Source organism: Dermacoccus sp. NHGro5 (assembly GCF_017565385.1).
Taxonomy (GTDB): Bacteria; Actinomycetota; Actinomycetes; order Actinomycetales; family Dermatophilaceae; genus Dermacoccus; species Dermacoccus nishinomiyaensis.
This window is the reverse complement of sequence record NZ_JAGEKQ010000004.1, coordinates 135,187-160,083: the sequence shown is the minus strand read 5'-3', so window position 1 is coordinate 160,083 and position 24,897 is coordinate 135,187. Positions and strand designations below refer to the sequence as shown.

Annotated in this window: 18 protein-coding genes and 1 riboswitch; of the genes, 9 read left to right on the top strand and 9 right to left on the bottom strand. The window is 69.6% G+C overall.

The features are described from left to right. Positions 1-7: 7 nt before the first annotated feature. Genes J4Z35_RS01755 through J4Z35_RS01745 form a run of 3 tightly spaced genes read right to left on the bottom strand, consistent with a single transcriptional unit; the run spans position 8 to position 3,551 of the window. Entirely contained in the window at positions 8-1,585 is a 1,578-nt protein-coding gene (locus tag J4Z35_RS01755) for a precorrin-2 C(20)-methyltransferase (RefSeq protein ID WP_208065318.1), read from the bottom strand. Then, complete coding sequence (locus J4Z35_RS01750; protein WP_038568351.1) at positions 1,585-2,256, bottom strand: precorrin-8X methylmutase; 672 nt, start codon at positions 2,254-2,256, stop codon at positions 1,585-1,587. The genes J4Z35_RS01755 and J4Z35_RS01750 overlap by 1 nt, the downstream gene beginning before the upstream one ends. After that, the gene (locus J4Z35_RS01745) at positions 2,253-3,551 is read right to left on the bottom strand and encodes a hypothetical protein (protein ID WP_074039379.1); all 1,299 of its coding nucleotides are present in this window, start codon (positions 3,549-3,551) and stop codon (positions 2,253-2,255) included. Before J4Z35_RS01745 ends, J4Z35_RS01750 begins: the two co-directional genes overlap by 4 nt. Before the next feature lie 10 nt (positions 3,552-3,561). Next, positions 3,562-3,683, top strand: a riboswitch (cobalamin riboswitch). Positions 3,684-3,741: 58 nt separating this feature from the next. On the opposite strand from J4Z35_RS01745, the gene cobN reads away from it, so the two are divergent. The 3 genes from cobN to J4Z35_RS01730 are packed head-to-tail and all read left to right on the top strand — an operon-like array spanning position 3,742 to position 9,838. Next, on the top strand, positions 3,742-7,422 hold the full coding sequence (gene cobN / locus J4Z35_RS01740) for a cobaltochelatase subunit CobN (protein ID WP_074039377.1): 3,681 nt from the start codon (positions 3,742-3,744) through the stop codon (positions 7,420-7,422). Beyond that, positions 7,419-9,479 carry a 5,6-dimethylbenzimidazole synthase gene (bluB, locus tag J4Z35_RS01735; protein WP_200829290.1) on the top strand — a complete coding sequence of 687 codons (2,061 nt, stop codon included), beginning with the start codon at positions 7,419-7,421 and terminating at the stop codon, positions 9,477-9,479. Before cobN ends, bluB begins: the two co-directional genes overlap by 4 nt. Further along, a complete protein-coding gene (locus J4Z35_RS01730) occupies positions 9,479-9,838 on the top strand; it encodes a VOC family protein (protein ID WP_074039374.1) in 360 nt (119 codons plus the stop codon). The genes bluB and J4Z35_RS01730 overlap by 1 nt, the downstream gene beginning before the upstream one ends. Positions 9,839-9,935: 97 nt before the next feature. On the opposite strand, the gene cobF is transcribed toward J4Z35_RS01730, so the two are convergent. Continuing rightward, positions 9,936-10,724: a precorrin-6A synthase (deacetylating) gene (gene cobF / locus J4Z35_RS01725; RefSeq protein ID WP_074039370.1), complete on the bottom strand. Its 789-nt coding sequence runs from the start codon at positions 10,722-10,724 to the stop codon at positions 9,936-9,938. A 3-nt stretch (positions 10,725-10,727) separates the two neighbouring features. Beyond that, complete coding sequence (locus J4Z35_RS01720) at positions 10,728-12,179, bottom strand: cobyric acid synthase (RefSeq protein WP_074039368.1); 1,452 nt, start codon at positions 12,177-12,179, stop codon at positions 10,728-10,730. Positions 12,180-12,277: 98 nt separating this feature from the next. Between J4Z35_RS01720 and J4Z35_RS01715 the strand changes: the two genes are divergently transcribed. The 4 genes from J4Z35_RS01715 to uvrB all read left to right on the top strand — a co-directional run bounded on the left by J4Z35_RS01715 (position 12,278) and on the right by uvrB (position 18,680). Next, complete coding sequence (locus J4Z35_RS01715; RefSeq protein WP_083603767.1) at positions 12,278-13,438, top strand: aminotransferase class I/II-fold pyridoxal phosphate-dependent enzyme; 1,161 nt, start codon at positions 12,278-12,280, stop codon at positions 13,436-13,438. 126 nt (positions 13,439-13,564) lie between these two features. Next, the gene (gene coaE, locus J4Z35_RS01710; protein ID WP_074039366.1) at positions 13,565-15,928 is read left to right on the top strand and encodes a dephospho-CoA kinase; all 2,364 of its coding nucleotides are present in this window, start codon (positions 13,565-13,567) and stop codon (positions 15,926-15,928) included. 10 nt (positions 15,929-15,938) lie between these two features. After that, positions 15,939-16,526 (top strand): dephospho-CoA kinase, encoded by a 588-nt coding sequence (gene coaE / locus J4Z35_RS01705; protein WP_074039559.1) that lies wholly within the window; start codon positions 15,939-15,941, stop codon positions 16,524-16,526. Between the two features lie 48 nt (positions 16,527-16,574). Beyond that, entirely contained in the window at positions 16,575-18,680 is a 2,106-nt protein-coding gene (gene uvrB / locus J4Z35_RS01700) for an excinuclease ABC subunit UvrB (RefSeq protein ID WP_074039365.1), read from the top strand. 48 nt (positions 18,681-18,728) lie between these two features. Here uvrB and J4Z35_RS01695 read toward each other — a convergent pair whose 3' ends face one another. Both J4Z35_RS01695 and J4Z35_RS01690 read right to left on the bottom strand, forming a co-directional pair. Then, entirely contained in the window at positions 18,729-18,950 is a 222-nt protein-coding gene (locus J4Z35_RS01695; protein ID WP_038570941.1) for a hypothetical protein, read from the bottom strand. A 69-nt stretch (positions 18,951-19,019) separates the two neighbouring features. After that, complete coding sequence (locus J4Z35_RS01690) at positions 19,020-19,430, bottom strand: NUDIX domain-containing protein (protein ID WP_074039363.1); 411 nt, start codon at positions 19,428-19,430, stop codon at positions 19,020-19,022. A 215-nt stretch (positions 19,431-19,645) separates the two neighbouring features. On the opposite strand from J4Z35_RS01690, the gene J4Z35_RS01685 reads away from it, so the two are divergent. Beyond that, the gene (locus tag J4Z35_RS01685; protein ID WP_208065317.1) at positions 19,646-21,250 is read left to right on the top strand and encodes an HNH endonuclease signature motif containing protein; all 1,605 of its coding nucleotides are present in this window, start codon (positions 19,646-19,648) and stop codon (positions 21,248-21,250) included. 58 nt (positions 21,251-21,308) lie between these two features. Then, positions 21,309-21,626 carry a DUF3817 domain-containing protein gene (locus J4Z35_RS01680; RefSeq protein WP_006945470.1) on the top strand — a complete coding sequence of 106 codons (318 nt, stop codon included), beginning with the start codon at positions 21,309-21,311 and terminating at the stop codon, positions 21,624-21,626. 463 nt (positions 21,627-22,089) lie between these two features. On the opposite strand, the gene J4Z35_RS01675 is transcribed toward J4Z35_RS01680, so the two are convergent. Both J4Z35_RS01675 and J4Z35_RS01670 read right to left on the bottom strand, forming a co-directional pair. Continuing rightward, on the bottom strand, positions 22,090-22,773 hold the full coding sequence (locus J4Z35_RS01675; RefSeq protein WP_074039360.1) for an MBL fold metallo-hydrolase: 684 nt from the start codon (positions 22,771-22,773) through the stop codon (positions 22,090-22,092). Positions 22,774-22,949: 176 nt separating this feature from the next. Next, positions 22,950-24,782 (bottom strand): glycoside hydrolase family 15 protein, encoded by a 1,833-nt coding sequence (locus J4Z35_RS01670; protein ID WP_074039359.1) that lies wholly within the window; start codon positions 24,780-24,782, stop codon positions 22,950-22,952. Between the last annotated feature and the right edge of the window lie 115 nt (positions 24,783-24,897).

Here is a 24,897-nt window from a genome sequence, read left to right as displayed (position 1 = left end):
GACGTGATCACCTCGTCGGGACGTATCGCGCCGTCCACACGCGCCCGTCCGCCGTGGTGCGGGTGCCCTGGGAGCCGACGATGACGAGGCAACCCATGTCGATCGTCTCGGGGTCGAGCGCGGCCACGCTCGTCACCTCGAGGGCCTCCTGCTCGCGGCCGACATGACGTGCGACGACGACGGGGCGATCGCCTGGTAGTTCCTCACGCAGCACGGCGAGCGCCTGGGCGAACTGGTGAGGGCGGCTCGCCGAGCGGGGGTTGTAGAACGCCATCGCGACGTCGGCGCGGGCACAGGCGCGCAGACGCGCGTCGATGACGTCCCACGGCTTGAGGCGGTCGGACAGGGAGATGAGCGCGTGGTCACCTCCGAGCACGGCGCCGGCCAGGGCGGCGGCGGCGTGCGCCGCCGTCACGCCGGGAACGACATGCACGGGCATCCCCGCGAGCGCGGCGTTCTCGGGTCGCTCGCGCGCCTCGAAGACGGCCGACGCCATCCCGAACACCCCGGCGTCGCCCCCGGAGACGACGGCGACATCGTGCCCGTCATGCGCCAGTTCGAGGGCCTGGGTGCCGCGATCGACCTCGACCGTGTTGCCGCTCGGGAGCCGGACGAGGCCATCGCGTGTGGGGACCCGGGCCACGTAAGGCGCATAGCCGATGACGTACGAGACGCGCCCCAGGACGTCAGCCGCCTCGGGCGTCAGCCAGGCGTCGGGGCCGGGCCCGAGCCCGACGACGAACACGGTTCCGGGCTCGCCCGACCTCTCGGACGTCGCTGCGGCGGGCAGCACGCCGGGGACTCGCTGCATCGCGGTCCGGCTCGAACTGCTCGCGCTTCCCGACGCGCGGCCGGCGGCGTCGGCGCGTCGATCGAGCCCGGGCACGACGACGAGCGACATGTACGGCACGTGCGACGGGTCGACCTGTGTGACAGGGAGGAGGCGTTCACCGTCACGGCTCGCCCGCTCGACGTACCAGGCGCGCTCGAGCAGGCCCGCCTGGGCGAGTGCTTCGCGCACGTTCGCGAAGGTGCGGCCCAGCTTCATGATGACGGCGGCGTCGGTGTCGGCGAGGCGGCGCGCCATCTCGGTGACGGGGAGGGTGCCGGGCAGCACGGTGAGCACGTCCTCGTGCCGGCACAACCCTGTCGACAGGCCTGCGGACGCCGCGGAGACCGACGTCACCCCGGGCACGACATGGGCGTCGAAACGCTCGGCGAGCAGGTCGTGGACGTACATCGACGAACCGAAGAACAACGGGTCGCCCTCGGCGAGCAGGACGACGCTGCGTCCGGCCTCGAGGTGGGCGCCGAGGCGCTCGGCGCACTCGAGGTAGAACGCCGCCATCGCACCGTGGTAGCCGCCGGGATGGTCGATCTCACCAGTCGTCACGGGGTAGACGAGCTCTTCCTCGACGACGCCGTCCGGGATGAGATCGGCCGCGATGGCGCGTGCGGTGCTCGGACGATGACCGGCGCGGTGGTAGGCGACGACGTCAGCGGTCTCGATGAGCCGAGCGGCCTTGCGGGTGATGAGTTCGGGGTCACCGGGGCCGACGCCGACGCACCACAGGCTGCCCGTCATCACAGGATCTCCTGCTCGGTCGCGAGGGCGTTGACGGCGGCCGCAGCCATGGCTGAGCCTCCCCGGCGCCCATGGACGGTCAGCCAGGGGATCTGTGATCCGTCGTCGAGACGATGCTCGGCGAGAGCGACCTTGGACTCGGCGGAGCCGACGAAACCGACGGGCATCCCGACGATCGCAGCCGGGCGCGGGGCGCCGTCGAGCAGCATCTCGAGCAGGTGGAACAGGGCCGTCGGGGCGTTGCCGATGGCGACGACGGCGCCGTCGAGGTGCGGTGCCCACAACGACGCGGCGGCGGCCGAGCGAGTCGTCGACCAGGCCTGTGCGAGCGCCGGCACCTGCGGTTCGCGCAGCGTACAGATGACGTCGTTGTCGGCGGGCAGTCGGCTGCGCGTCACGCCCGCGGCGAGCATGTGCGAGTCGGTGATGACGGGCGCGCCGGCGCGCAACGCGGCGAGAGCGGCCTCGCCGACGTCCGTGCTGCCGGCGATCTCGTCGATGACGCCGACGTCGCCTGCGGCATGCGCGACCCGCACCGCAGCACGGTGGACGCCCTCGGGCAGGTGGTCGAGCGTCACCTCACGACGGATCGTCGCGAACGACTCGCGATAGATGGCACGCCCGTCACGCTCGTAGTCGTAGCGGCGGGTCGGGGGAGCGATGTCGGTCATGAGCGGCCGTTCGGGTCGAGGATGTCGGTCAGGTTGTGAGGGGCGACGACGAGATGATGCTCGCCGGCGGGGCGGCCGCACGCACGCTCGCACCCGACGACGTGGACGCGGGGTGCGGCGGAAACGGTGGCACGTCGATCATCAGCGCTGGCATGCTCGGGCGTGCTCGCAGCGATGACGCTGCCGATGCGGCTGTCATCGAGCGCCGTGTCACACCAGTTGCCGTCGTCGAAGATCCTCGCCGCGGCCCGCGTGAGGTCGAGCGTCGAGACGTCGGTGCGACGGCAGTACGGTGCGCCGACGCAGGCGCTGAATCGCGCTCGGGCCGAACCGGGTTCGGTGACGAATCCGGCGCCGCGCAGATGCCTGGTCGCGCTGGGCAGGTCGGCGCCGTCGCGCAGCGTACGCACGACGATGCTGCGCTCGGGGGTGACGACGACGTCCTGCGTCACCTCGTCCAGGGCGCGAGCGGCCGGCGCGTCGAGCAGGCCGAGCGGGAGATGAACCTCAAGGCGGCTCTTGGACGTGGCCGCCGCGGTGCCGGTCGCGGGCCGGGCCTCGGCGCGGGGCATATCGGCGGCGCTCACCTCGGCGGCGCGCACCCGCTCGTCGAGTCGGGCGAAGAACGGATGATCGTCGGGCAGGTCGGTGACGTTCCAGAACCGCCCGTCATCATGCTGCGTCGTCGCGACGAAGTCCTCCGCGACAGCGACCAGCGTCGCCGCGGCCTGGTGCGCAGCACATGCGAACGACCGGCCACCGACGCGCACTTCGCCGGCACGCATCTGATCGACGCGCATCTCACCCGTCCACGAGCTGTCGTCGTCCGCGCCGAGAGCGAACGCGACATCGGCCGGCACCGCGGGCAGCGTCTCGTCCCCGGCGGCCAGCGCGAAGATCCATCGCCCCGACAGTGACGCCAACGACGGCGTGTCGACGATCGCCGAATCCAGTTGCTGCACCAGGGAATCGAGCGACGCATCCGGCCCCGCGACGATGTTGCGCACCCGCTCGTGGGTTGCTGACGGCAGCATCCCGAGCGCCGCGACGGCGTCGACGAACGCGCCCGGCAGCGGCTCGTCCAAGCCGCGAAGCTGCAGGTTGCCGCGTGACGTCAGCTGGACGAACGGCTGGCCGAATCGTTCGGCAAGATCGCACACCGTCACGAGGTCATGGCTCGACACGCGGCCACCGGGCACGCGCAGGCGGACAATGGCGCCGTCGGCAGCTGCGAACGGGCGCAGCACACCGGGGCAGCGGTCGTCGACATCTCGTACGGGCACAGCGAGCAGCATACGAGCCGTCTCCGTTAGGCTCGGGCACGGTCGTCAGGTGATGGAACCCGGTGCGAATCCGGGACGGTCCCGCCACTGTGTGTCCGACGCGTGCGTCGGCGAGTCAGGAACGCCCTGACGATCGACTCCCGTGCCACGGGAGCCCTCTCATGACGACGCGGGCGTGGACACCCGCGAAGGAGCTGCCCTCATGGCGCGCATCGCCCTCATCTCGACCTCCGACACCGACCTGCTCAGCGCTCGCGCGAGCGGCGCCGACTACGCCGTCTCCAACCCGGGGCGCGTCCCGACGCACGGCGACGCCTCCGAGGGCGCCGACATCGTCGTCGTCCGCCTGCTCGGCGGCCCGCAGGATCTGTGCAGTGGTTTCGCGGCGTACGCCGCCTCCGGCCGTCCCGTCGTCGTGCTCGGCGGTGAGCAGGAGCCCAACGCGGCCCTCATGGAGCGTTCGACGACGCCGCCCGGTGTCGCGGCGCAGGCCCACGAGTACCTCGCGCAGGGCGGTGCGGCGAACCTCAAGGAGCTGCACGCGTTCCTCAGCGACACGCTGCTCATGACCGGCGAAGGCTTCGAACCGCCCGTCGTCACGCCCTCGTGGGGTGTGCTCGAGCGTGCCGAGATCGCCGATGACGCCGAGAGCACCGACGGCGCCACGGCCACGAAGAAGCCCCGCGTCGCGGTGCTCTTCTATCGTGCCCAGTACGTCGCGGGCAACGACGCGTACGCCCATGCCCTCGCCGACGCGATCGACCGCGCCGGCGGCATCGGGGTGGTGATCTACGTCTCCAGCCTGCGCGAGGCCGACGCCGAACTGCTCGACCACCTCGCCGGTTACGACGCGCTCGTGACGACGGTGCTCGCGGCCGGCGGGTCGCGTCCGGCGTCCGCGGGCGCGGGGGAGGACGACGAGAGCTGGGACGTCCAGGCCCTCGCCGCGCTCGACGTCCCCATCGTCCAGGGGCTGTGCCTGACGTGGAGCCGTGAGCAGTGGGCCGCCTCCGATGACGGGATGACGCCGCTCGACGTCGCGACGCAGGTCGCGGTGCCCGAGTTCGACGGGCGCATCATCTCGGTTCCGTTCAGCTTCAAGGAGTTCGACTCGGACGGCCTGCCGTCCTACGTCGCCGACCCGGAGCGCTGCGACCGCGTCGCGGGCATCGTCGTCGGGCACGCGCGGCTGCGTCATCTCGACCCGTCGGAGCGCCGCATCGCCGTCATGCTGTCGGCGTACCCGACGAAGCACTCGCGCATCGGCAACGCCGTTGGCCTCGACACGCCCGTCTCGACGATCCGGCTGCTGCGCGCCATGCGCGAGGCCGGTTACGACCTCGGCGAACGCGGCGCGATCCCCGGTCTCGACGACGTCGAACCGATCGAGGGCGAGGAGCTCGACACGACCGCGGGCAACGCGCTCATCCACGCCCTGATCGCCGCGGGCGGGCAGGACCCGGAGTGGTTGACGGACGCGCAGCTCACCGACGCGCACGTACGTATCCCCGCAGCGCTCTACCGCGAGTGGTTCGCCCGCCTGCCCGAGGATCTGCGCGAGGGGATGAGCGAGCACTGGGGTGAGGCGCCCGGTGAGCTGTTCGTCGACCGCTCCCATGACGAGGCCGGCGAGATCGTCACCGCGGCACTGCAGGCGGGCAACCTCGTCATCCTCGTGCAGCCGCCGCGCGGCTTCGGTGAGAACCCCATCGCGATCTACCACGACCCCGACCTGCCGCCGACGCACCACTACGTCGCGACCTACCGGTGGATCGAGGAGGAGTTCGGCGCCCACGCCGTCGTCCACATGGGCAAGCACGGCAACCTCGAGTGGATGCCGGGCAAGAGCCTCGGCATGTCCGCCTCGTGCGGCACCGATGCCGCGCTCGGCTCGCTGCCGCTCATCTACCCCTTCCTCGTCAATGACCCCGGCGAGGGCACCGAGGCCAAACGACGCGCGCACGCGACGATCGTCGACCACCTCGTGCCGCCGATGGCGCGCGCCGAGAGCTACGGCGACATCGCCCGCCTCGAGCAGCTGCTCGACGAGTACGGCAACGTCAGCGTCATGGACCCGGCGAAGGCGCCGGCGCTGCAGGGCGAGATCTGGACGCTCATCCGCGCGGCCGAGCTGCACCACGACCTCGGCCTCGAGGACATGCCGGACGAGGATTCGTTCGACGAGTTCGTCATGCACGTCGACGGGTGGCTGTGCGAGATCAAGGACGTGCAGATCCGTGACGGTCTGCACGTGCTCGGCGCCGCGCCCGAGGGCGAGGGCCTGACGAACCTCGTCGTCGCGATGCTGCGCTCCAACCAGCTCTTCGGCGGTGCGAAGGACGGGCTGCCGGGCTTGCGCACCGCGCTCGGCCTCGACCCGACGAGTGACGACCGCGACGCCACCGACAACGCCGAGCGGCACGCGCACGCCCTCGTCACCGCATTGGCTGCTGCCGGGTGGGATGCCGCGTCGGTCTCCGATGTCGTCGAGGCGCACCTCGCGGGGTTGGCGGACGACGAGGTCGCCGGCGTCGACCGCGCCGACGTCGAGGCGTCCCTGCGGTTCGCCTGCACCCAGATCGTGCCGCGTCTGCAGCAGACACCGCAGGAGATCACCTCCGTGCTGCACGCGCTCGACGGTGGGTACGTCGCCGCCGGCCCGAGCGGTTCGCCGCTGCGCGGGCTCGTCAACGTCCTACCGACGGGCCGCAACTTCTACTCGGTCGACCCGAAGGCGATCCCGAGCCGCCTCGCGTACGAGACGGGCCGCGCGATGGCGGATTCGCTCATCGCCCGCTACCGCGAGGACGAGGGCGCGCTGCCCGAATCGGTCGGGCTGTCGGCGTGGGGCACCTCCGCGATGCGCACGAGCGGCGACGACATCGGCGAGATCCTTGCACTGCTGGGCATCATGCCCATCTGGGACGAGCAGTCACGCCGCGTCGTCGGGCTTGAACCGATCAGCCTCGAGGAGCTCGGGCGTCCGCGCATCGACGTCACCGTCCGCGTCTCGGGGTTCTTCCGTGACGCCTTCCCGCACGTCGTCGCGATGATCGACGACGCCGTCAAGCTCGTCGTCGACCTCGACGAGCCGCTCGATCAGAACTTCCCGCGCGCGCACGCCCTCGCCGACGTCGAGACGCACGGCGACGAGCGGCGCGCCCGCACCCGCATCTTCGGTTCGAAACCGGGTGCGTACGGCGCGGGCCTGCTGCAGGTCATGGAGTCGGGCAACTGGCGCAGCAACGACGACCTCGCGGAGGTCTACACGGCGTGGGGTGGGTTCGCGTACGGCCGCGACCTCGACGGCGCGCCCGCACGCGACGACATGGAGCGCAACTATCGACGCATCCAGGTGGCGGCGAAGAACGTCGACAACCGCGAATCCGACATCCTCGACTCCGACGACTACTTCCAGTACCACGGCGGCATGGTCGCGACGGTGAAGGCACTGACGGGTGCCGAACCCAAGGCGTACGTGGGAGATTCGACGAGCCCTGACGCCGTGCGCACCCGCACGCTGACGGAGGAGACCGCCCGCATTTTCCGCGCCCGCGTCGTCAACCCGCGCTGGATCTCGGCGATGCAGCGCCACGGCTACAAGGGCGCGTTCGAGCTCGCCGCGACCGTCGACTACCTGTTCGGTTTCGACGCGACGAGCCAGGTCGTGCCCGACTGGATGTACGAGTCGATCGCGTCCGAGTACGTGCTCGACGAGACGAACCAGGCGTTCATGCGCCATGCGAACCCGTGGGCGCTGCGCGGCATCATCGAGAAGCTCGGCGAGGCGGCCGAGCGTGGACTGTGGGCGGAACCGAACCCCGAGACCGTCGCCGCGATGCAGCAGGTCTACCTCGACGTCGAAGGTGAGCTGGAGGAGTGAGCCCCGACGAGTCGCTGCGTGGAGTGCCGGCAGGGCCTGCGCGGGGTGCGCCGTCCCCGGATGTGGAGGGGATTCTGCGTCACGCCGGGGACGCCTCGCTCGCGGAGTCTTCTCGGATCGCCGACTCGAGCGACGGAGGTGGCTTCCGTCGTCCGACGCCTGTCATCGGTGACGCCTCGTCGGCGCGCGAACGCCGCGATGATCCGGCTGGCTGGTCCATGGGCGCGCAGGTGCAGGAAGCCCTCGCCGACGTCATCGGGGCGCGTCGTGACATTCGGCGTTACCGCCCCGACGCGGTGCCGGACGAGCTCGTGCGCGAGGTGCTCGCTGCGGGTCATGCCGGGCCGTCGGTCGGCCATTCACAGCCGTGGCGGTTCATCGTCGTGAGCGATCCGGCAACCCGGGATCGCGCTGCGCACCTCGCGGACACGGCACGCTTGCGGCAGGCGCGTCAGATGCTGCCCGAGCGGGCGGCGCGGTTGCTCGACCTCAAGCTCGAAGGGCTGCGCGAGGCGCCCGTCGGCGTCGTCGTTGCCTGTGACCGGCGCGTGCCCGCAGCGGGCGTGCTCGGGCGGGCGACGTTCACCGACACGGACGTCTGGTCATGCGCGTGCGCCATCGAGAACATGTGGCTGACGGCGCGCGCCCACGGACTCGGCATGGGGTGGGTGACGCTGTTCGAACCCGCCGATCTGGCTGATCTGCTCGGCCTGCCCGACGGCGTCGAGACCCTCGGCTGGATGTGCCTCGGCTGGCCCGACGAGCGTCCGCCCGAACCAGGTCTGCAGCGCGCCGCATGGTCGGCCAAGCTGGCTCTCGACGACGTCGTGCTGGCAGAACGCTGGCCCGAGACGGGTGAGATCGATGCCACGGCACGCGGACCGGAGACCGTGGGTGTCGACGGCGGCCCGGCGGCGTTCGGTTCAGGGGCCCCCGCGTCAGGCTTGCGTCCGACCGGGCCGCCACCGTCCTACCTCGCAGGACCCGAAGGCGCCCGTCTCGTCGTCGCCAGCGACGACGCCGACCGCCTGCTCGCTCCGCCGGAGGCGCTCGGGGTGCTCGACCGCGTCGTCAACCGGGTCGCCGCCATCGCCGGGCCGGACGTCGCCAGCGGCATACTGGTCCTGGCCGGTGCCGACCACCCGGTCACCCGCCACGGCGTGAGCGCCTACGCCTCGTCCGTGACGGCCGACGTCATGCGCGCGGCCAGGGCGGGCACTTCCCTTGGAGCGGCACATGCGCGTTCGGCCGGCCTTGCCTGTCTTGTCGTCGATGCCGGCGTGGACGGGCGGCAGCCGGCGCCTGCATCGGGTGCCGATGAGCTTCCCGCGGGCGTCCCCACCGAGCGCGTGGACGTCGTGGGGCCACGCGGTGACCTGGTTGACGCCGACGCGCTCACCCCGCATGACGTCGAGGCGTGTCTTGCGGCCGGGCGGCGGCTCGGGGCGAGGGCCGGGGCGAGCGGTCTCGTCGTGCTCGGCGAGGTCGGCGTCGGCAACACGACGATCGCCGCTGCTCTCGCGGCGGCGCTGCTCGAGGCTCCGTCCGACGCTGTGCTCGGCCTCGGATCGGGCGCGGATGCCGCGATGATGGCGCGCAAGAAGCGCGTGGTCGAGGCCGCACTGGCGCGCAGCCAAGGCTCACGTGACGTCGCCACGAATCGGGGCGAGCGTGCCCGCCTGGCACTCACGCAGGTCGGTGGGCCGGAGGTCGCGGTGCTCGCGGGTGTCGTGCTCGGCGCCGCTGAGGCGCACGCGCCGATCGTCCTCGACGGACTGGCGACGTCCGTCGCGGCTTTGGCGGCCGCACGGATGGAGCCGTCGGTCCAGGCGTATCTCGTGGCGGGTCAGCGCAGCCGGGAGAGCGCGCACGGTCTCGTGCTCGACGAACTCGGCCTCGAACCACTGCTCGACCTGCGCCTTCGCGCCGGCGAGGGCGTCGGTGCGTGTCTCGCTGCGGGGATGATCCTGCAGGCGCTGGACGCGCGCCGCGCCTCCGCGCGCACGACCGATGCCGGCGGCGTACTCGGCGACGGTGATGCGGCAGGAGACAGCTGATGGGGCTGTATCTGTCCCACACGACCTGGGACGCGCGCGATCCGTTCGCCGTCGCGCAGTTCTGGCGCGCACTCATGGGATGGGAGATCGACGAGCCGGAGTCATACCGTCCCGGCTCGAACGAGTGCTCACTCGAGGCCCCGAACGGCACCATCGTGCTGTTCTACCGGGTGCCCGATGCGAAGCAGGTGAAGAATCGCGCCCACATGGATCTGCGGGCTCAGGCCTCGACGCGTGATGCCGAGATCGAGCGTGCCCTCGCCCTCGGCGCGACGATGGTCGACGATCGCCGCAGCGACCTCGGCTGGGCCGTCCTCGCCGACCCAGAGGGCAACGAGTTCTGCATCCTCGACGGTTGAGAGCTGAAACCCTGTGTGGCGCGATCGCGGCTCTCACGACACCCCGCCTCTCAGGAACGAGACCCAGGAGTGCGGTGGCCGACGGCGGGGCCACTCGTCAGGATGCCGGCAGGCTCATCGCGTAGACGTCCATGACCCAGCCGTGCTCCTGCTTCAGGCGGGCACGAACGTCGACGATCTCGTCGATGACGTCGACGAGGCGGCCCGCGCGCAGCGTCTGCTGGGGCATACCGACATACGCGCCCCAGTGGATGACGAGGGCAGGGTGCGTCTCGACGAGGTGGCGGCAGGCGAGGTGCCCGTCGAGCATGACGACGACCGTTCCGAGGCCGGGGGACCATTCAGTCACGAGCCGTCGACCGGTCGTGACGTGCACCGGTTGGCCGATCTGGTGCAGCACGATGCCGTGCGCCGCGGCGAGGGTCTGGAACGCCGAGATGCCCGGAATGACAACCGAGTTCACCGGCCGATGGCGCGCCAGACGATCGACGACGCGGATCGTCGAGTCGTAGAACGCGGGGTCACCCCAGACGAGAAATCCGACGACGATTCCCGGCTCTAGCGCGTCGATCACCTCGCCCCACGCGTGAGCGCGCGCGTCGTGCCAATCGAGAACACCGTCGGTGTACTGGCGCGCGTCACGCTCGGCGTCGGGGCCGCGCCGCGGATCGGGGAGCGCGACGAACCGGTAGCTGCCCTCGGCCAGATGCGTGCGGCACAGTGCCTCGCGCACCTCGACGAGCTCGCGCTTCTCATCGCCCTTGTCGGCGACGAGGAAGACGTCGACCTCACGCATCGCGTCGATCGCCTCGAGCGTCAGATGACGCGGGGAGCCCGCGCCGATACCGATGACGCGAACCTCGCGAGGGGTCGTGGTGTCCGTCATGATTCAGCCCTTCCTCATCGCCAGGTCTAGCAGCGCGTCGACGTCGAGGTGTTCGTCGCAGGCGTCGGCGAGGGCGTCGATCATGGCTGAACGTCGGGCACGGAACCCCATCGCGCCGCCGCGAGGCACCCACGCAGAGCCCGACGCGCGGGCGACGTCACTCAGCCACGCCCGCCGGAATCCGTCGTTCTCGAGGGTGCCGTGCCAGATCGTGCCCCACACGGCCCCCGCGCACGTACCGCCGGGAAAGTTCGGTTCGGCGGTGACGACACCGTGGTGGATCTCGTAGCCGTCGACGTCCTCGCCCCGCCACGTTCCAGCGGGCCGAGCCAACGTCTTCTCCGCCTCGAACCTCACCGATCCGCGCAGGTGCCCGAGCCCGTCGACCGCCCCGACACCGGATTCCACGGAATCCTCCAGCCGGTCGACGAGCATCTCGTAGCCGCCGCAGATGCCCAGCACCGGCGCCCCACGCCGAACGCGGTCGGCGACGACGTCGGCGAGCCCGCGGGCGCGCAGCCAAGCCAGATCACTGACGGTCGCGCGACTGCCCGGCAGGACGAGCAGGTCGGCCTCACGGCACAGGTCGGCGTCCGTCGTCACCCGCACGTCGACGCCCGGTTCGGCGGCGAGAGCATCGACGTCGGTCGCGTTGCTCGTGCGCGGAAACCGGACGACGGCGACGCTCAGACGCGCCTCGTCTGCATCGCCGCCCGCAAGACTCGGTCGCCACCGACCGATCGACAAGGCATCCTCAGAGTCGAGCCACACATCCTCGAGCCATGGCAGCACGCCGCGGCAGGGCAGGCCGGTACGTCGCGTGATCTCGTCGAGGCCGGGCTCGAGGACGGACGCGTCGCCGCGAAACTTGTTGATGACGTACGCCGCGAGATGGCGACGATCGTCGTCGTCGAGCAACGCCCACGTCCCGTACAGCGCGGCGAGCACACCGCCGCGGTCGATGTCGCCGACGAGGGCGACGGGCAGGTCGAAGCGGCGCGCGAGCCCCATGTTGACGTAGTCGCCGCCGCGCAGGTTGATCTCGGCGGGGGAGCCGGCACCCTCGGCGATGATGACGTCGACGTCGCCCGCCAGCTCCTCGAAGGCCGTGAACGCCGCGTCCGCGAGGTGACGCCGGCCCGTCGCGTACTCACCGGCGCGCAACCGCCCTGCCGGTCGGCCACGCAGGACGACGAACGCATCCCGGTCGCTGCCCGGCTTGAGCAGGACTGGGTTGTGCACGCTCGCGGCCTCGACGCCCGCAGCCTCGCACTGCAGGTACTGCGCGCGCCCGATCTCGCTGCCGTCACGGCACACCATCGAGTTGTTCGACATGTTCTGCGACTTGAACGGGGCCACACGCACCCCGCGTCGCGCCCACGCCCGCGCGAGCCCGGTGACGACGAGCGACTTGCCCGCATCGGAGGAGGTACCGGTCACGAGGAGGCCATTCACGCCCCCACCCTAAACGTTTCACGAGGTCTCGCTCTGCGGCATGATGGCTGCGTCGGGCCCCGCGAGATCCGCGGGGCCACCAGCTCGAAAGGCGCACCGTGCCTCGTTTCATCTCCTCCCGTTACCAGGCGGGTTCCGCGACGCAGATGTCCGTCATCGCCGACCGTGCGCGCGAGTTCGACGACGTCATCAACTTCAGCCTCGGCGACCCCGACCTGACGACCGACGCCGGCATCATCGAGGCTGCCGCGGCCGACGCGAAGGCCGGCCACACGCACTACACCTCGAGCCTGGGTTACCCGGAGCTGCGCCAGGGCATCGTCGACATGTACCGCGACGACTACGGTCTCGAACGCAGCATCGACGACGTCATGGTGACGACGTCGGGCTGCCACGCGATGTGGCTCGTCATGGAGACACTGCTCGACGACGGTGACGAGGTGCTCGTCATCGAGCCGTACTTCACGCCGTACCCGCACCAGGTGCGTCTCGCGCGCGGCGTGCCCGTCTTCGTGCCGACGACGAAGGAGAACGGCTTCCAGGTGACGATCGCCGACCTCGAGGCCGCCATCACGCCGCGCACGCGCGCCGTCATCGTCAACACGCCGTGCAACCCGACGGGTGTGCAGTGGAGCCGCGAAACGCTCGAAGGCGTCGCGCGGGTCGCGACGGAGCACGACCTCGTCGTCGTCGCGGACGACATCTACACGCTGTTCACCTACCGCGAGCCGTTCGTGCCGTTCGCGTCGCTGCCCGGCATGGCGCAGCGTACCGTGACGATCGGGTCGTTCAGCAAGGACTACCTCATGACGGGCTGGCGCATCGGGTGGATCCTCGCCCCGGCCGACTTCGTCTCGACGGCGCGTGACGTCAACGAGAACAACGTCTTCACCGCGCCCTCGATCTCGCAGCGCGCGGCCCTCAACGCTCTCGAACGACGCGCCGAGCTGCGTCCGCCCGTCAAGGAGCTCTACCGCGGCCGCCTGCAGCGCGCTTACGAGCGCGTGCAGCGGCTGCCGCACATGGACGCTTTCGAGCCGCAAGGCACCATCTACCTGTGGGTCGACATCCGCGAGACCGGTCTGACGTCGCTCGAGTGCGCCGCGCGCATCGTCGAGGAAGCCCACATCCTGACGATCCCCGGCACCGCGTTCGGCGCGTCGGGCGAAGGGTTCCTGCGTCTCGCTGTCACCGTCGGCGAGGAGCAGATCGACGAGGCCTTCGACCGCCTGGAGCGCATGAGCATCTTCGGCGGCTGACGGCGGCCTGGGGGTGCTCGGCGCGAGCCGCGGGCACCACGTAGGGTTGGCCCTCGTGCCACGAGGGCACGACCCGGCTCGTGGCGATCGTCCGCGGGCTTGGGCCCCACCGACCCCGAAGCGTTGATGAGCGCCTTAACCACCCGTCTGCACGACCGTCTCGGCCTACGTACGTCACCGCGGATCTTCTTCGGCTCCGCTGCGCTGATCGTCGTGTTCACCGCGTCCATGGCACTCTTCCCCGACCCGGTGCGTTCCGTCTTCGGTGCGGCGGCACACTGGTTACGTTTCGATCTCGGCTGGTTCTACACGGCGGCCGCGACCCTTCTCGTCGTCTTCTCGCTGGGGCTCGCCGCAAGCCGTTACGGGCGCGTCAAGCTCGGCCCTGACGACGCCGAGCCCGCCTACTCTGGGCTGTCGTGGTTCGCGATGATGTTCGCGGCCGGCGTCGGCGCGACGTTGATGTTCTGGGGCATCGCCGAGCCGATGAACCACTACGCGCGCCCGCCGCTCGGCGCGGCGCCCTACTCGGACGAAGCGGCGTGGGACGCGCTGTCGATCGCGAACTTCCACTTCGGCATCCACATGTGGGCCATCCTCGTCGTGCCCGGCCTGTGCTTCGGGTATTTCACGTACAAGCGCAACCTGCCGCCGCGCGTGTCGTCTGCGTTCCATCCGCTGCTCGGCGACCGCATCCACGGCCCCATCGGCCAGGCCATCGACATCATCGCCGTCGTCTCCACCGTCTTCGGTCTCGCCGTCTCGACGGGTCTCGGTGCGCTGCAGATCAACTCGGGCATGAACGATGTCTTCGGCGTGCCGATCGCCGGGTGGGTGCAGGCCGCGATCCTCGCCGTCATCACGGCGGCTGCGCTGACGTCCGTGCTCGCCGGCATGGACAAGGGCGTCAAGAACCTGTCCTACGCCAACATCCTCATGGCGATCGCGCTGCTCCTCTTCGTGGCGATGACGGCGATGTCCGCCTCCGACGTGGCGCGCGGCATCGTCGAGTCGGCCGGTCGCTACCTGTCGCAGCTGCCGATGCTGTCGACGTTCAACGACACGATGCACCACGGCGCGTGGTCAGGTCAGTGGACGGTCTACTACTGGGCGTGGACGGTGACGTGGGCGCCGTTCGTCGGGATGTTCGTCGCCAAGATCTCGCGCGGACGCACCATCCGCGCGTTCGTGACGGCATCGATCGGGCTGCCCAGCGCCTTCGTCGTCGTGTGGATCGGCGTGTACGGCCTCACGTCGATCACGAGCGATCGAGCGAGCGCGAAGGCTGCGGGACAGGGCGGTTCGCTCGCGCACACGATCGTCGACGAGAACAACCCGCAGGCGGCGCTGTTCCAGTTCTTGCGCGACCTGCCCGGCTACCTGCCCGTCGCGACGCTGGCGCTCGCCGTCATCGTCATCTTCTTCATCACCTCGATCGACTCGGGCGCGCTCGTCATGGACGCCATGGTCAACGGCCACGAGGACGCGTCGGTGCGCCGTCAGCGCGTGTTCTGGTCGCTGTCGGTGGGCGCCGTCTGTGCTGCGATCATCCTCACGGCGGGCGAGGACGGGCTGTCGGCGCTGCAGGAGGTCATCATCGTCATCGGGTTCCCCATCACGGTCCTGACGGTCCTGCAGGCCTGGCTGTTGTTCCAGGCGCTGCGTGAGGACGCCGGAGCGGCACGCCCGATGCGGACCCGCCAGTGGAAGCAGGTGCTGCCCGCCGAGGAGTACGAGCGGCGCGCCGCCGAGGGCGTGCTCGACGAGGACGCCTACGTCGTCCTGCCCGAGTTCGAGGAGGGCACCGAGCCGGAGTTCGAGACGCACGTCCCGACGACGGCGCAGACGCAGCAGCAGGCCGCGGAGCGCGCCGCCGTCTCCATCGGGCTGACAGGGCCGGTCGCCGCGGGCAAGTCGGTCGTCGGCGACGCGTTCGAGCGCCGCGGCGCGGTCGTCGTCGAGTTCGACGAGGTGATGCGCGAACTGCTCGTGCCGGGCGAGGAAGCCCTCGACCGGTTGCGGGAGGTGTTCTCCGAGACGATCGCCCACCCCGACGGCACGATCGACTGGCACACGCTCGACGACCTCACAACGCGCAGCCCCGCGGCGCGCGAGCGGATGTATGCCGTCATCGGCCCGTTCGTGCGTGCGGAGGCCGACGCCCGGGCCAAGGCCGTGGGCGATGACTCGGTGCTCGTGCTCGACCTCGCGCTGCTGACGGACGCCGCGACGCCGCGCGACTTCGACCACGTCGTCGTCGTGGAGGCGCCGGCGGAGGTGCGCGTCGAACGGCTCATGGCCGAGCGTGGACTGGATCTTGAGCAGGCCTGGGCGGAGATCGACGCCGACACGCAGGGGCGCGAGCGCAGCGACGCGGCCGACGTCGTCCTCTCGAACGAGGGCAGCATCGACGAGCTCGACGCCGCTGTCGGTGCGTTCTGGGAGGATGAGGTCGCACCGGCGCTGAACAGTGCCGCGACGCGCGTCTGAGGAGGCGACGATGAAGGTCGGGTTGACGGGTGGGATCGGTTCGGGCAAGTCTGCGGTGGCCCGATTGCTCGTCGAGCAAGGGGCGCTGGTCGTCGACGCCGACGCCGTCGCGCGCGAGGTCGTCGCGCCCGGCAGTGCGGGGCTCGCGCAGATCGCCGACCGCTTCGGTGACGGCGTCCTGACGGCGCGGGGCGAGCTGGATCGCCGGGCGCTGGGGGCCATCGTCTTCGCGGACGAGGGCGCGCGGCGCGACCTCGAAGCCATCACGCACCCGCTCATCGCGGCGCGCACGCTCGAGTTGTTCGCCGCGGCGAAACCGGGGCAGGTGCTCGTGCACGACATTCCGTTGCTCGTCGAGCTGGGGCGCGAGGGCGACTACGACGTCGTCATCGTCGTCGATGCGCCCGTCGAGACGCGTCTGCAGCGGCTCGAGGAGCACCGCGGGATGCCGCGTGAGGTCGCCGAGGCACGCATGCGCAGTCAGGCCAGCGACGAGCAGCGCCGCGCGGTCGCCGATGTGTGGATCGACAACGCGGGGGACGAGGACACGTTGCGTCGCCGCGTCGACGACGTGTGGCGCACGCACTTGCAGGGCTGAGGACCGCGGGATTCCGGGGTTGTCAGTGGGCGGGTCTAGGGTTGCGGCATGCGTCCAGTCACCGATCTGCAGCGTTCTGTCGCACCCATCAAGGTCGAATCCGAGTTCGAGCCCGCCGGCGATCAGCCGAAGGCCATCGCCGAGTTGTCGAAGCGCGTCAAGGCGGGGGAGCAGGACATCGTCCTGCTCGGTGCGACGGGTACCGGAAAGTCGGCAACGACGGCGTGGCTGATCGAGCAGGTGCAGCGCCCGACGCTCGTGCTGGCGCCCAACAAGACGCTCGCGGCGCAGCTCGCCAACGAGTTCCGAGAGTTGTTGCCGCACAACGCCGTCGAGTACTTCGTCAGCTACTACGACTACTACCAGCCCGAGGCGTACGTGCCGCAGACGGACACGTACATCGAGAAGGATTCCTCGATCAACGAGGAGGTCGAGCGGCTGCGTCACTCGGCGACCAACTCGCTGCTGACGCGGCGTGACGTCGTCGTCGTCGCGTCCGTGTCGTGCATCTACGGTCTCGGCACGCCGCAGGAGTATGTCGACCGGATGGCCCGTCTCAAGGTCGGCCAGGAGATCAACCGCGACGAGTTGCTGCGCCGGTTCGTCGAGATGCAGTACACGCGCAACGACCTCGCGTTCACGCGCGGCACGTTCCGCGTGCGCGGCGACACGGTCGAGATCATCCCCGTGTACGAGGAGCTCGCGATCCGTATCGAGTTCTTCGGCGACGAGATCGACCGGCTTTACACGTTGCACCCGTTGACGGGGGAGATCGTCAACGAGGAGTCGGAGATGTACGTCTTCCCGGCGACGCACTACGTCGCCGGGCCCGAGCGCATGGAGCGCGCCATCGCCGGCATCGAGGTCGAGCTGGGCGATCAGCTCAAGCGGTTCGAGGCCGAGGGCAAGATGCTCGAGGCGCAGCGCTTGCGGATGCGGACGACGTACGACATCGAGATGATGCGGCAGGTCGGGTCGTGCGCCGGCATCGAGAACTACAGCCGTCACATGGACGGTCGTGGCCCCGGTACCGCGCCGAACACGCTGCTCGACTACTTCCCGGAGGATTTCCTCCTCGTCATCGACGAGTCGCACCAGACGGTCCCGCAGATCGGCGCGATGTACGAGGGTGACATGTCGCGCAAGCGCACCCTCGTCGACCATGGTTTCCGTCTGCCGAGCGCGATGGACAACCGGCCGTTGAAGTGGGAGGAGTTCCTCGAGCGCATCGGGCAGACGGTGTACCTCTCGGCGACGCCGGGCGACTACGAGATGAGCAAGAGCGACGGCTACGTCGAGCAGGTCATCCGCCCGACGGGTCTCGTCGATCCCGAGATCGTGCTCAAGCCGACGAAGGGGCAGATCGACGATCTGCTCGGCGAGATCCGCACACGGACGGACAAGAACGAGCGTGTCCTCGTCACGACCTTGACGAAGAAGATGGCCGAGGATCTCACCGACTATCTGCTCGACAAGGGTGTGCGGGTGCGCTATCTGCACTCGGAGGTCGACACGTTGCGCCGCGTCGAGTTGCTGCGCGAGTTGCGCATGGGTGAGTTCGACGTCCTCGTCGGCATCAACCTGCTCCGTGAGGGTCTCGACCTACCGGAGGTGTCGCTCGTCGCGATCCTCGACGCCGACAAGGAGGGCTTCCTGCGGTCCGCACGAAGCCTGATCCAGACCATCGGTCGCGCTGCGCGAAACGTCTCCGGTCAGGTGCACATGTACGCCGACAAGGTGACGCCGTCGATGCAGGAGGCGATCGACGAGACGTCGCGCCGCCGTGAGCTGCAGATCGCGTACAACACGGAGAAGGGCATCGACCCACAGCCGTTGCGCAAGAAGATCGCGGACATCACCGACATGCTGCAGCGCGAGTCCGCCGACACGGACGCACTGCTCGGTTCCGGCCGTTCGATGTCGCGTGGTAAGGGTCGCGGCGGCAGCGGTGCGGCGAGTGCCGACGCGAACGTCGCCGCGGGCGCGAAGCGCGAGGCGAGCAGCGCCGCCGACCTCGCGGGCCTCATCCAGGAGTTGCAGGCCCAGATGAGTGAGGCGGCCTCCGAGCTGCAGTTCGAACTCGCAGCGCGTCTGCGCGACGAATTACGTGACCTCAAGAAAGAACTGCGCCAGATGACGGAGGCGCAGAAGTAGCGCCCTGATGGCGTCCGCGGCGCCGGGTGGGATCTCGGCGCCGCGTGGTCATCGCCCCTTGTTGCGAGGATGGTTGCGGGCCTGACGCTCATTGCCGCGGCGATAGTTGCCGGTGAGGCGCGCCATGATCTCCTGAGCGTCACCGTCCTCGACGTCTTCCAAGAAGTCCGCAGCACGCGCGCCCCTAAGAGTCGTCGCTGTGCGTCCGTGATGAGTGATGACAACGACGCCATCACGTTCGAGAAAGGCGAAGCCAGCAGGTTGGGGCATGCTCGACACGCTATGGGCGAGGCAGCCGACCGGCAAGCGAAATACGGTCACGCCACGCCGGGGCTGATGTCATTTGATCGCCCGCATGAGCCTGACGAGGTCCTGACACCCCGCAGGATCGGCCATGGCCAACCGGGGCAGTTCGCTCTCGGCGAACCAGCCGATGTCGTCGTGCTCGTCGGGCGCGATGTTGCGGGGGTTCCCTACCCAGCGCGTCGCGAAGAACGCATGCTTCAACAGGGCTGGATCGCTGCAGGCCATCGGAAATCGCTCTGCATCGATCACCGTCACTCCGAGCTCTTCGACGCACTCGCGACGGGCAGCGCACTCGGCGGACTCGCCGGGTTCGACGTGTCCCCCGGGCAGGTCCCACAGGTCCGGATAATTCATCCGGTTCGGGTGGCGGTGAGCGAGTAGCACCCTCGCGTCCCGAACGAGTGCCACGACGGCAATGTGCGTGGGCAGCGTCGCTGAGGCCATGGGATGAGTCAACCACCAGTCGCCTGTACCTCGTCTGCCGTCAGGCGGTAGACCAAGCGGGTGCAAACCAGCGCCGCCTGATCGCAGGGTTGCACGCGGCGGGTGCTCTTGTGATTCGTGATGCAGCCCTGGCGCGGAGGAAGGGCCGGCCAGTGGGTTCACTCACTATCCCTTTGACCCTACCAAGATTCGAACATGTGTACTAAACTAGTGGCATGGATCAAACGCTGGCAGTGACGGCCGAGACGGTCGCCGCCATGCCGTCCACCGAGCTGGTGGGCGCATGGGTTCTGCTGACGCGCGCGATCGCAGAGCAGGCGCTGGCCGACCCGGAGACATTGGCGCCCTGCTCGGGCGACGCGTTGCCGCGAACCTTCGATGAGCGCCACACGCGCACGTTCACGCTCCAAGCACAACTGGAAGACATCGCCGTTGCTGCGCAGGAGGTGACGAGGGCCGCCGACGCGGTGCTTCACGCCGTCGCCGTCGAACACGAAGACACGGTCGCCCAGCGTGCTCACCTCGACGAGGAGAACTATGGGCTCTGCGAACGCCCTCCGACCGCAGGCGAATTCGCGGGGGATGATCTCGGGAACGCCCTCGGGTGTTCGAGCGCCACCGCGTCGCGCCTCGCTGTCGACGGACGCATGCTCCGCGACCGCGCGCCCGCTCTGCACGAACTGACGCTGCGGGGAGCCTGCCGCACCATGGTGGCCGCCACGCTGGCGCGTGAGATGGCGCACCTCGACGACGAGTTGGCTGCAGAGGTGCTCACGGATCTCGTGAGCGGGGGAGCACACCACCTCAGCGTCGACGGTGCCCGCTCCCGGGCGCGCAAACTGCTGCACGACAGGCGGCTGGCGCAGACCGAGGCCGACACCGTCGACCCCCGTCGTGAGCACGGGCTATGGTTCACGCCCCACCTCGATTTCGACACCCTCACCGAGGTGCGTCTGATCATGGCCACCGAGGACGCTGCCCGTCTCCGCGCCGCGATCGAAGCGCACGCTCAGACGCTCAACGACCATGCGCCAGATCCACGTGACGAACTCGCGCGGTGGCGCGCCGCGAGCCACGTCAGTGTGGCAGGGAGTGGCACCGAACCCCTCGGCGCCGTTCGCGTCGGCGCACTGCTCGACCTTGTCTTCGCGAACTCAACGGTCAACACCGTCATGCACCTCAAGGTGCCCGTCCACGCGAGCCCACCAGCGCCTTCCGACCGGCGGTTCGGAACGCTGGAGCCCCCTGCGTCGCTCGCCTCCGTCCCCGACTGCGGTCTCGACGAGGGCGGTCTTGATGAGGACGGTCTTAGTCGGCCCCGTCAGCACGCTGAGGCCGGGCCGATCGGCGTCATCACGCGACCCCCGGACACATTGGGCGCGGCCCACATCCCCGGCCTGGGCCACGTCGACGCGGCAGCCGTTCGCCTCGTCGCGGCGCTCGTCGACACCACGTTCACGATCGACCTCGTTGACGGTGCGTGGACGACGCTCGCGAGTTGCTCGACGACGTATCGTCCCGGCGCGCGAGTGGCGCGGCTTGTCCGTGAGCGTGACGTGCACTGCCGCTTCCCGCACTGCACCCGGGTCTCGACGAACTGCGACCTCGACCACGTCGTCCCGCACGCCGACGGTGGGCCGACGTGCGTCGGCAACCTGCAGGCCCTGTGCCGCCACCATCACCGCGCCAAGACCTTCGGCGGCTATGCCGTGACCATGACGCCAGACGGAGTTTGCACGTGGGAGTCACCGACCGGCCGCCGCTGGACGACTCTCCCGAGCGGGGAGACGGTCGCGACCACGCTCGCTCCCGCGAGCTGAGCTGTTGGCAGGCACGCTCCATCGGCCGGCACTCAGGCCGTCTCAGTAGAATCGCCGCATGTCTCGAATCTTCAAGATCTTCGCGTTCGCCGAAGCTGTTTCCTGGGGTCTGCTTCTCATCGGCATGTTCTTCAAGTGGGTGCTCAAGACCACTGAGGTCGGAGTGCAGATCGCCGGGCCCATCCACGGCGTCATGTTCATCGGGTACGTCCTGTGCGCGCTCAAGCTGTGGCAGGAGAAGAGCTGGCCGAACAAGACGATCGGCATCGGCCTGCTCTGCGCCGTGATCCCGTTCGCGACGATCTGGTTCGAGAAGCGCGCCGAAGCGCGTGGCGAACTCGGCGACGAACCGCGTCAGAAGCCCCTCGCCGGCTGACGATCCCCCTGCACGTGCGACCGGCGGGGCCGCGAGCTGCGAGGGTTCGCAGCCCCGCCGCTCGTTCGTCATGACACGCCAGTCGACGAGACGCACCGACGACGCCGGCCCCTGCCTGCGCGTCACTCAGCCGCGGCTGCGATACGAGACATCGCCGGCGCTCAAGGCACCAGAGGTGTTCGCGCACCTGGTCGAGGCATGACCATCCGGTTGGTCACCGCGGCGCGCCGCAGACCCGCGTCGTCGTCGGCGCTCAAGTCGCCAGGCCTGCCCGCGCCACGCATCCAGGTGCGGTCATTCACGCAAAGACCGCGTCGTGCAGGCAAGGGCGGCGATGATGTCGGGCGCCCAGGTCGCCAGGCCTGCCCACGCCACGCATCCAGGTGCGGTGGTCACGCAACGACCGCATCGTGCAGTCAGGGGACCATGCAGTCAAGGGCGACGATGATGTCGGGCGCTCAGCTCACCAACCGCGTTCGCGCCACTCGTCGAGGTGCGGGCGTTCGACAGACAGACGCGTGTCGTCGCCGTGGCCCGGGTGAACGTCGGCATCGTCGAAACGCCCGAAGATGCGATCGCGAACCATGGTGAACAGCTCGTCGAACGACTGCTCATCGGAATGCGTCGTCGCGCCGACGCCGCCAGGAAACAGCGTGTCGCCCGTCCACAGCTGAGGCAGAGCGTCGCTGCCGGCGGGTGGCGTCCACGACAACACGACGCTGCCGGGGGTGTGGCCTGGCACGTGGTGCGCGACGAGCGTCTGCGCGCCGAACTGAATCGTGTCACCGTCACTCAGCGTCCGCGCGGGCGCGACCGGGAGGTGCGGTCCGTCCTCGAGACCGGCGAGCGTCGCGTCAGCACGCTCGGCGAGCTCGGGCAGGGCGCGGTGATGATCCCAGTGCTTGTGGGTCGTCACGACGGCATCGAGACGATCGACGCACGCCTCGTCGAGCATCGCCGTGATGGCTCCGGCATCTGCCGCAGCGTCGATGAGCACCGCCGCACCACCCGTCTCGGGCGTCGCATCACGCAGCAGATACACGTTGTTGTGCATGTCGGAAACTGACAGCTTCCACATCGTCAGCCCCGGCAGGTCGAGTCGTGACGGCGCGTCGCCCGGTTTCACATCGGAGAGGTAAGCACTCATGCCTCTACCATCTCACCCACCCAGCCACCGGTGCCACAGGTACCGGCGCCGGGTGGCCCGGGCACGCCGCGCGCAGGGGCGGCCCGGGCCCGTGACAGCGCGAGCGTGCAGCCGATGCCGCGTCATCAGTGTCGTCGCTCTGGGCCGCCGGGGCAGGAAACCCCGCTACCACCGCGTCAGACGTTCGCCCCGCGCGCAGCGACCTGCGCCTCATGCAGGTCGTAGCCGGCGCCGATGAGAGTGAGGTGACTGAAGGCCTGCGGGTAGTTGCCGACCTGGGTCATCTCCTCGGGGTCGTACTCCTCGGCGAGCAGTCCGACGTCGTTCGGCAGGTCGCACAACCGGTCGAACAGCTCCTCGGCCTTGTCGAGCTCACCGATCTTCGCGTACGCGGAGACGAGCCAGAACGAGCAGGCGAGGAACGGGTGCTCGTCTCCGGCGAGGCCGTCGACGCCCGATTCGGTGCGGTAGCGCAGGAGGAAACCGCCGCGCATGAGGTCGTTCTCGATGGCCCGCACCGTGCCGATGACGCGAGGATCGTCGGCGGGCAGGAACCCGACGGCCGGGATGAGCAGCAGCGACGCGTCGACCTCGGTCGTGTTGTAGTGCTGCGTGAACGTGTTCTTCTGCACGTTGAAACCCTTCGTGAGGATCTCCTCACGCACGAGCTCGCGCACCTCGCGCCACCGCTCGACGTCGCCCGGGTGGCCGTGCTTCTCGACGGCGGAGATCGCCGCGTTGAACGCAGCCCACACCATGACGCGCGAGTGCGTGAAGTGCTGCAGCGGCCCGCGGATCTCCCATAAACCGTTGTCCGGCTCGTCCCAGTGCTCGGCGAGCTGGTTGACTAGCGCGGCCTGGATCGCCCAGGTCTGCTCGTTCTCGTACCCACCCTTGGCGCGCGCGTGCTCAAAGGCGATCATGACCTCGCCGAGGACGTCCGTCTGCTTCTGGTCGACGGCGCCGTTGCCGACACGCACCGGCCGCGAATCCGCGTACCCGGGCAGATGGTCGAGTTCACGCTCGGGCAGCTCGCGCCCACCGTCGATCGTGTACATGATCTGCATGTCCTCGGGATCACCGGCGAGGGCACGCACGAGCCACTCGCGCCACTTGATCGTCGCGTCGACGTAGCCGGCGCGCAGCAGCGACTCGAGACCTAGCGAGGCGTCGCGCAGCCAGCAGTAGCGGTAATCCCAGTTGCGTTCACCACCGAAGTCCTCCGGCAGCGACGTCGTCGGCGCCGCGACGATGCCGCCGCGGCGGCTGTCCGTCAGCAGGTTGAGCACGAGCAGGCTGCGACGCACGACGTCGGCGTGCGGCCCGTCGTAGGTGCAGTGGCCGATCCAGTCGTTCCAGCGCCCCAGCGTCGACGCGATGCGCTTGTCGGTGTCGAGCGGGATCGGGATCGGCTTGTAGCTCGGCACCCACGTCATGCTGAAGTCGAGCGCCTCACCGGCGGAGACGTCGAACAGGTCACGGTGACGCCCCTCGTTGCCGACGGGCAGCCGGTCGCCGCGGAAGATGAGCATGTCGGGGCCGGCGATCGCGACGAGCACCTCCTCGTCCTGCACGTGCCCCGGGTGGTGGCTCACCCACGGCTTCACCTTGCCGTAGTTGAGGCGGACGACCCACTCCTGCTCCAACGTCACGGTACCCTCGAGGCCCTCGACGCGACGCAGGACGTCTGCGCGGCCGTCGCTGACGGGCATGAGATCGGTGACCTTCACCTTGCCGGTCGCCGTCTCGTGGATCGTCTCGAGGATGAAACTGTCCTCGCGGTACGCCCGCGTCGTCGTGGCCTCCTCGGCGGGCCCGAGCAGCCAGCGTCCGTGATCCGGCGTGCCGAGCAGCGCCGTGAAGCAGCTCGACGAGTCGAAGCGGGGCAGGCACAACCAGTCGATGGACCCCCGGAGGCTGACGAGCGCCGCCGTCTCGGTGTCACCGATGATGGCGTAGTCCTCGATCGGGGTGGTGTTGACCTCGGAAGGGGTGAAATCCACAGACATGCGCCCCAGACTAATCGGACCGGCGCCATGGCCTGATCCGTCGTCGTGGGCGTGTCCCGGGTGCCCACAGGGGTGGGTTTCCCCGCGCCGTTCGGGGGTTGTCGGTGCGCGCACC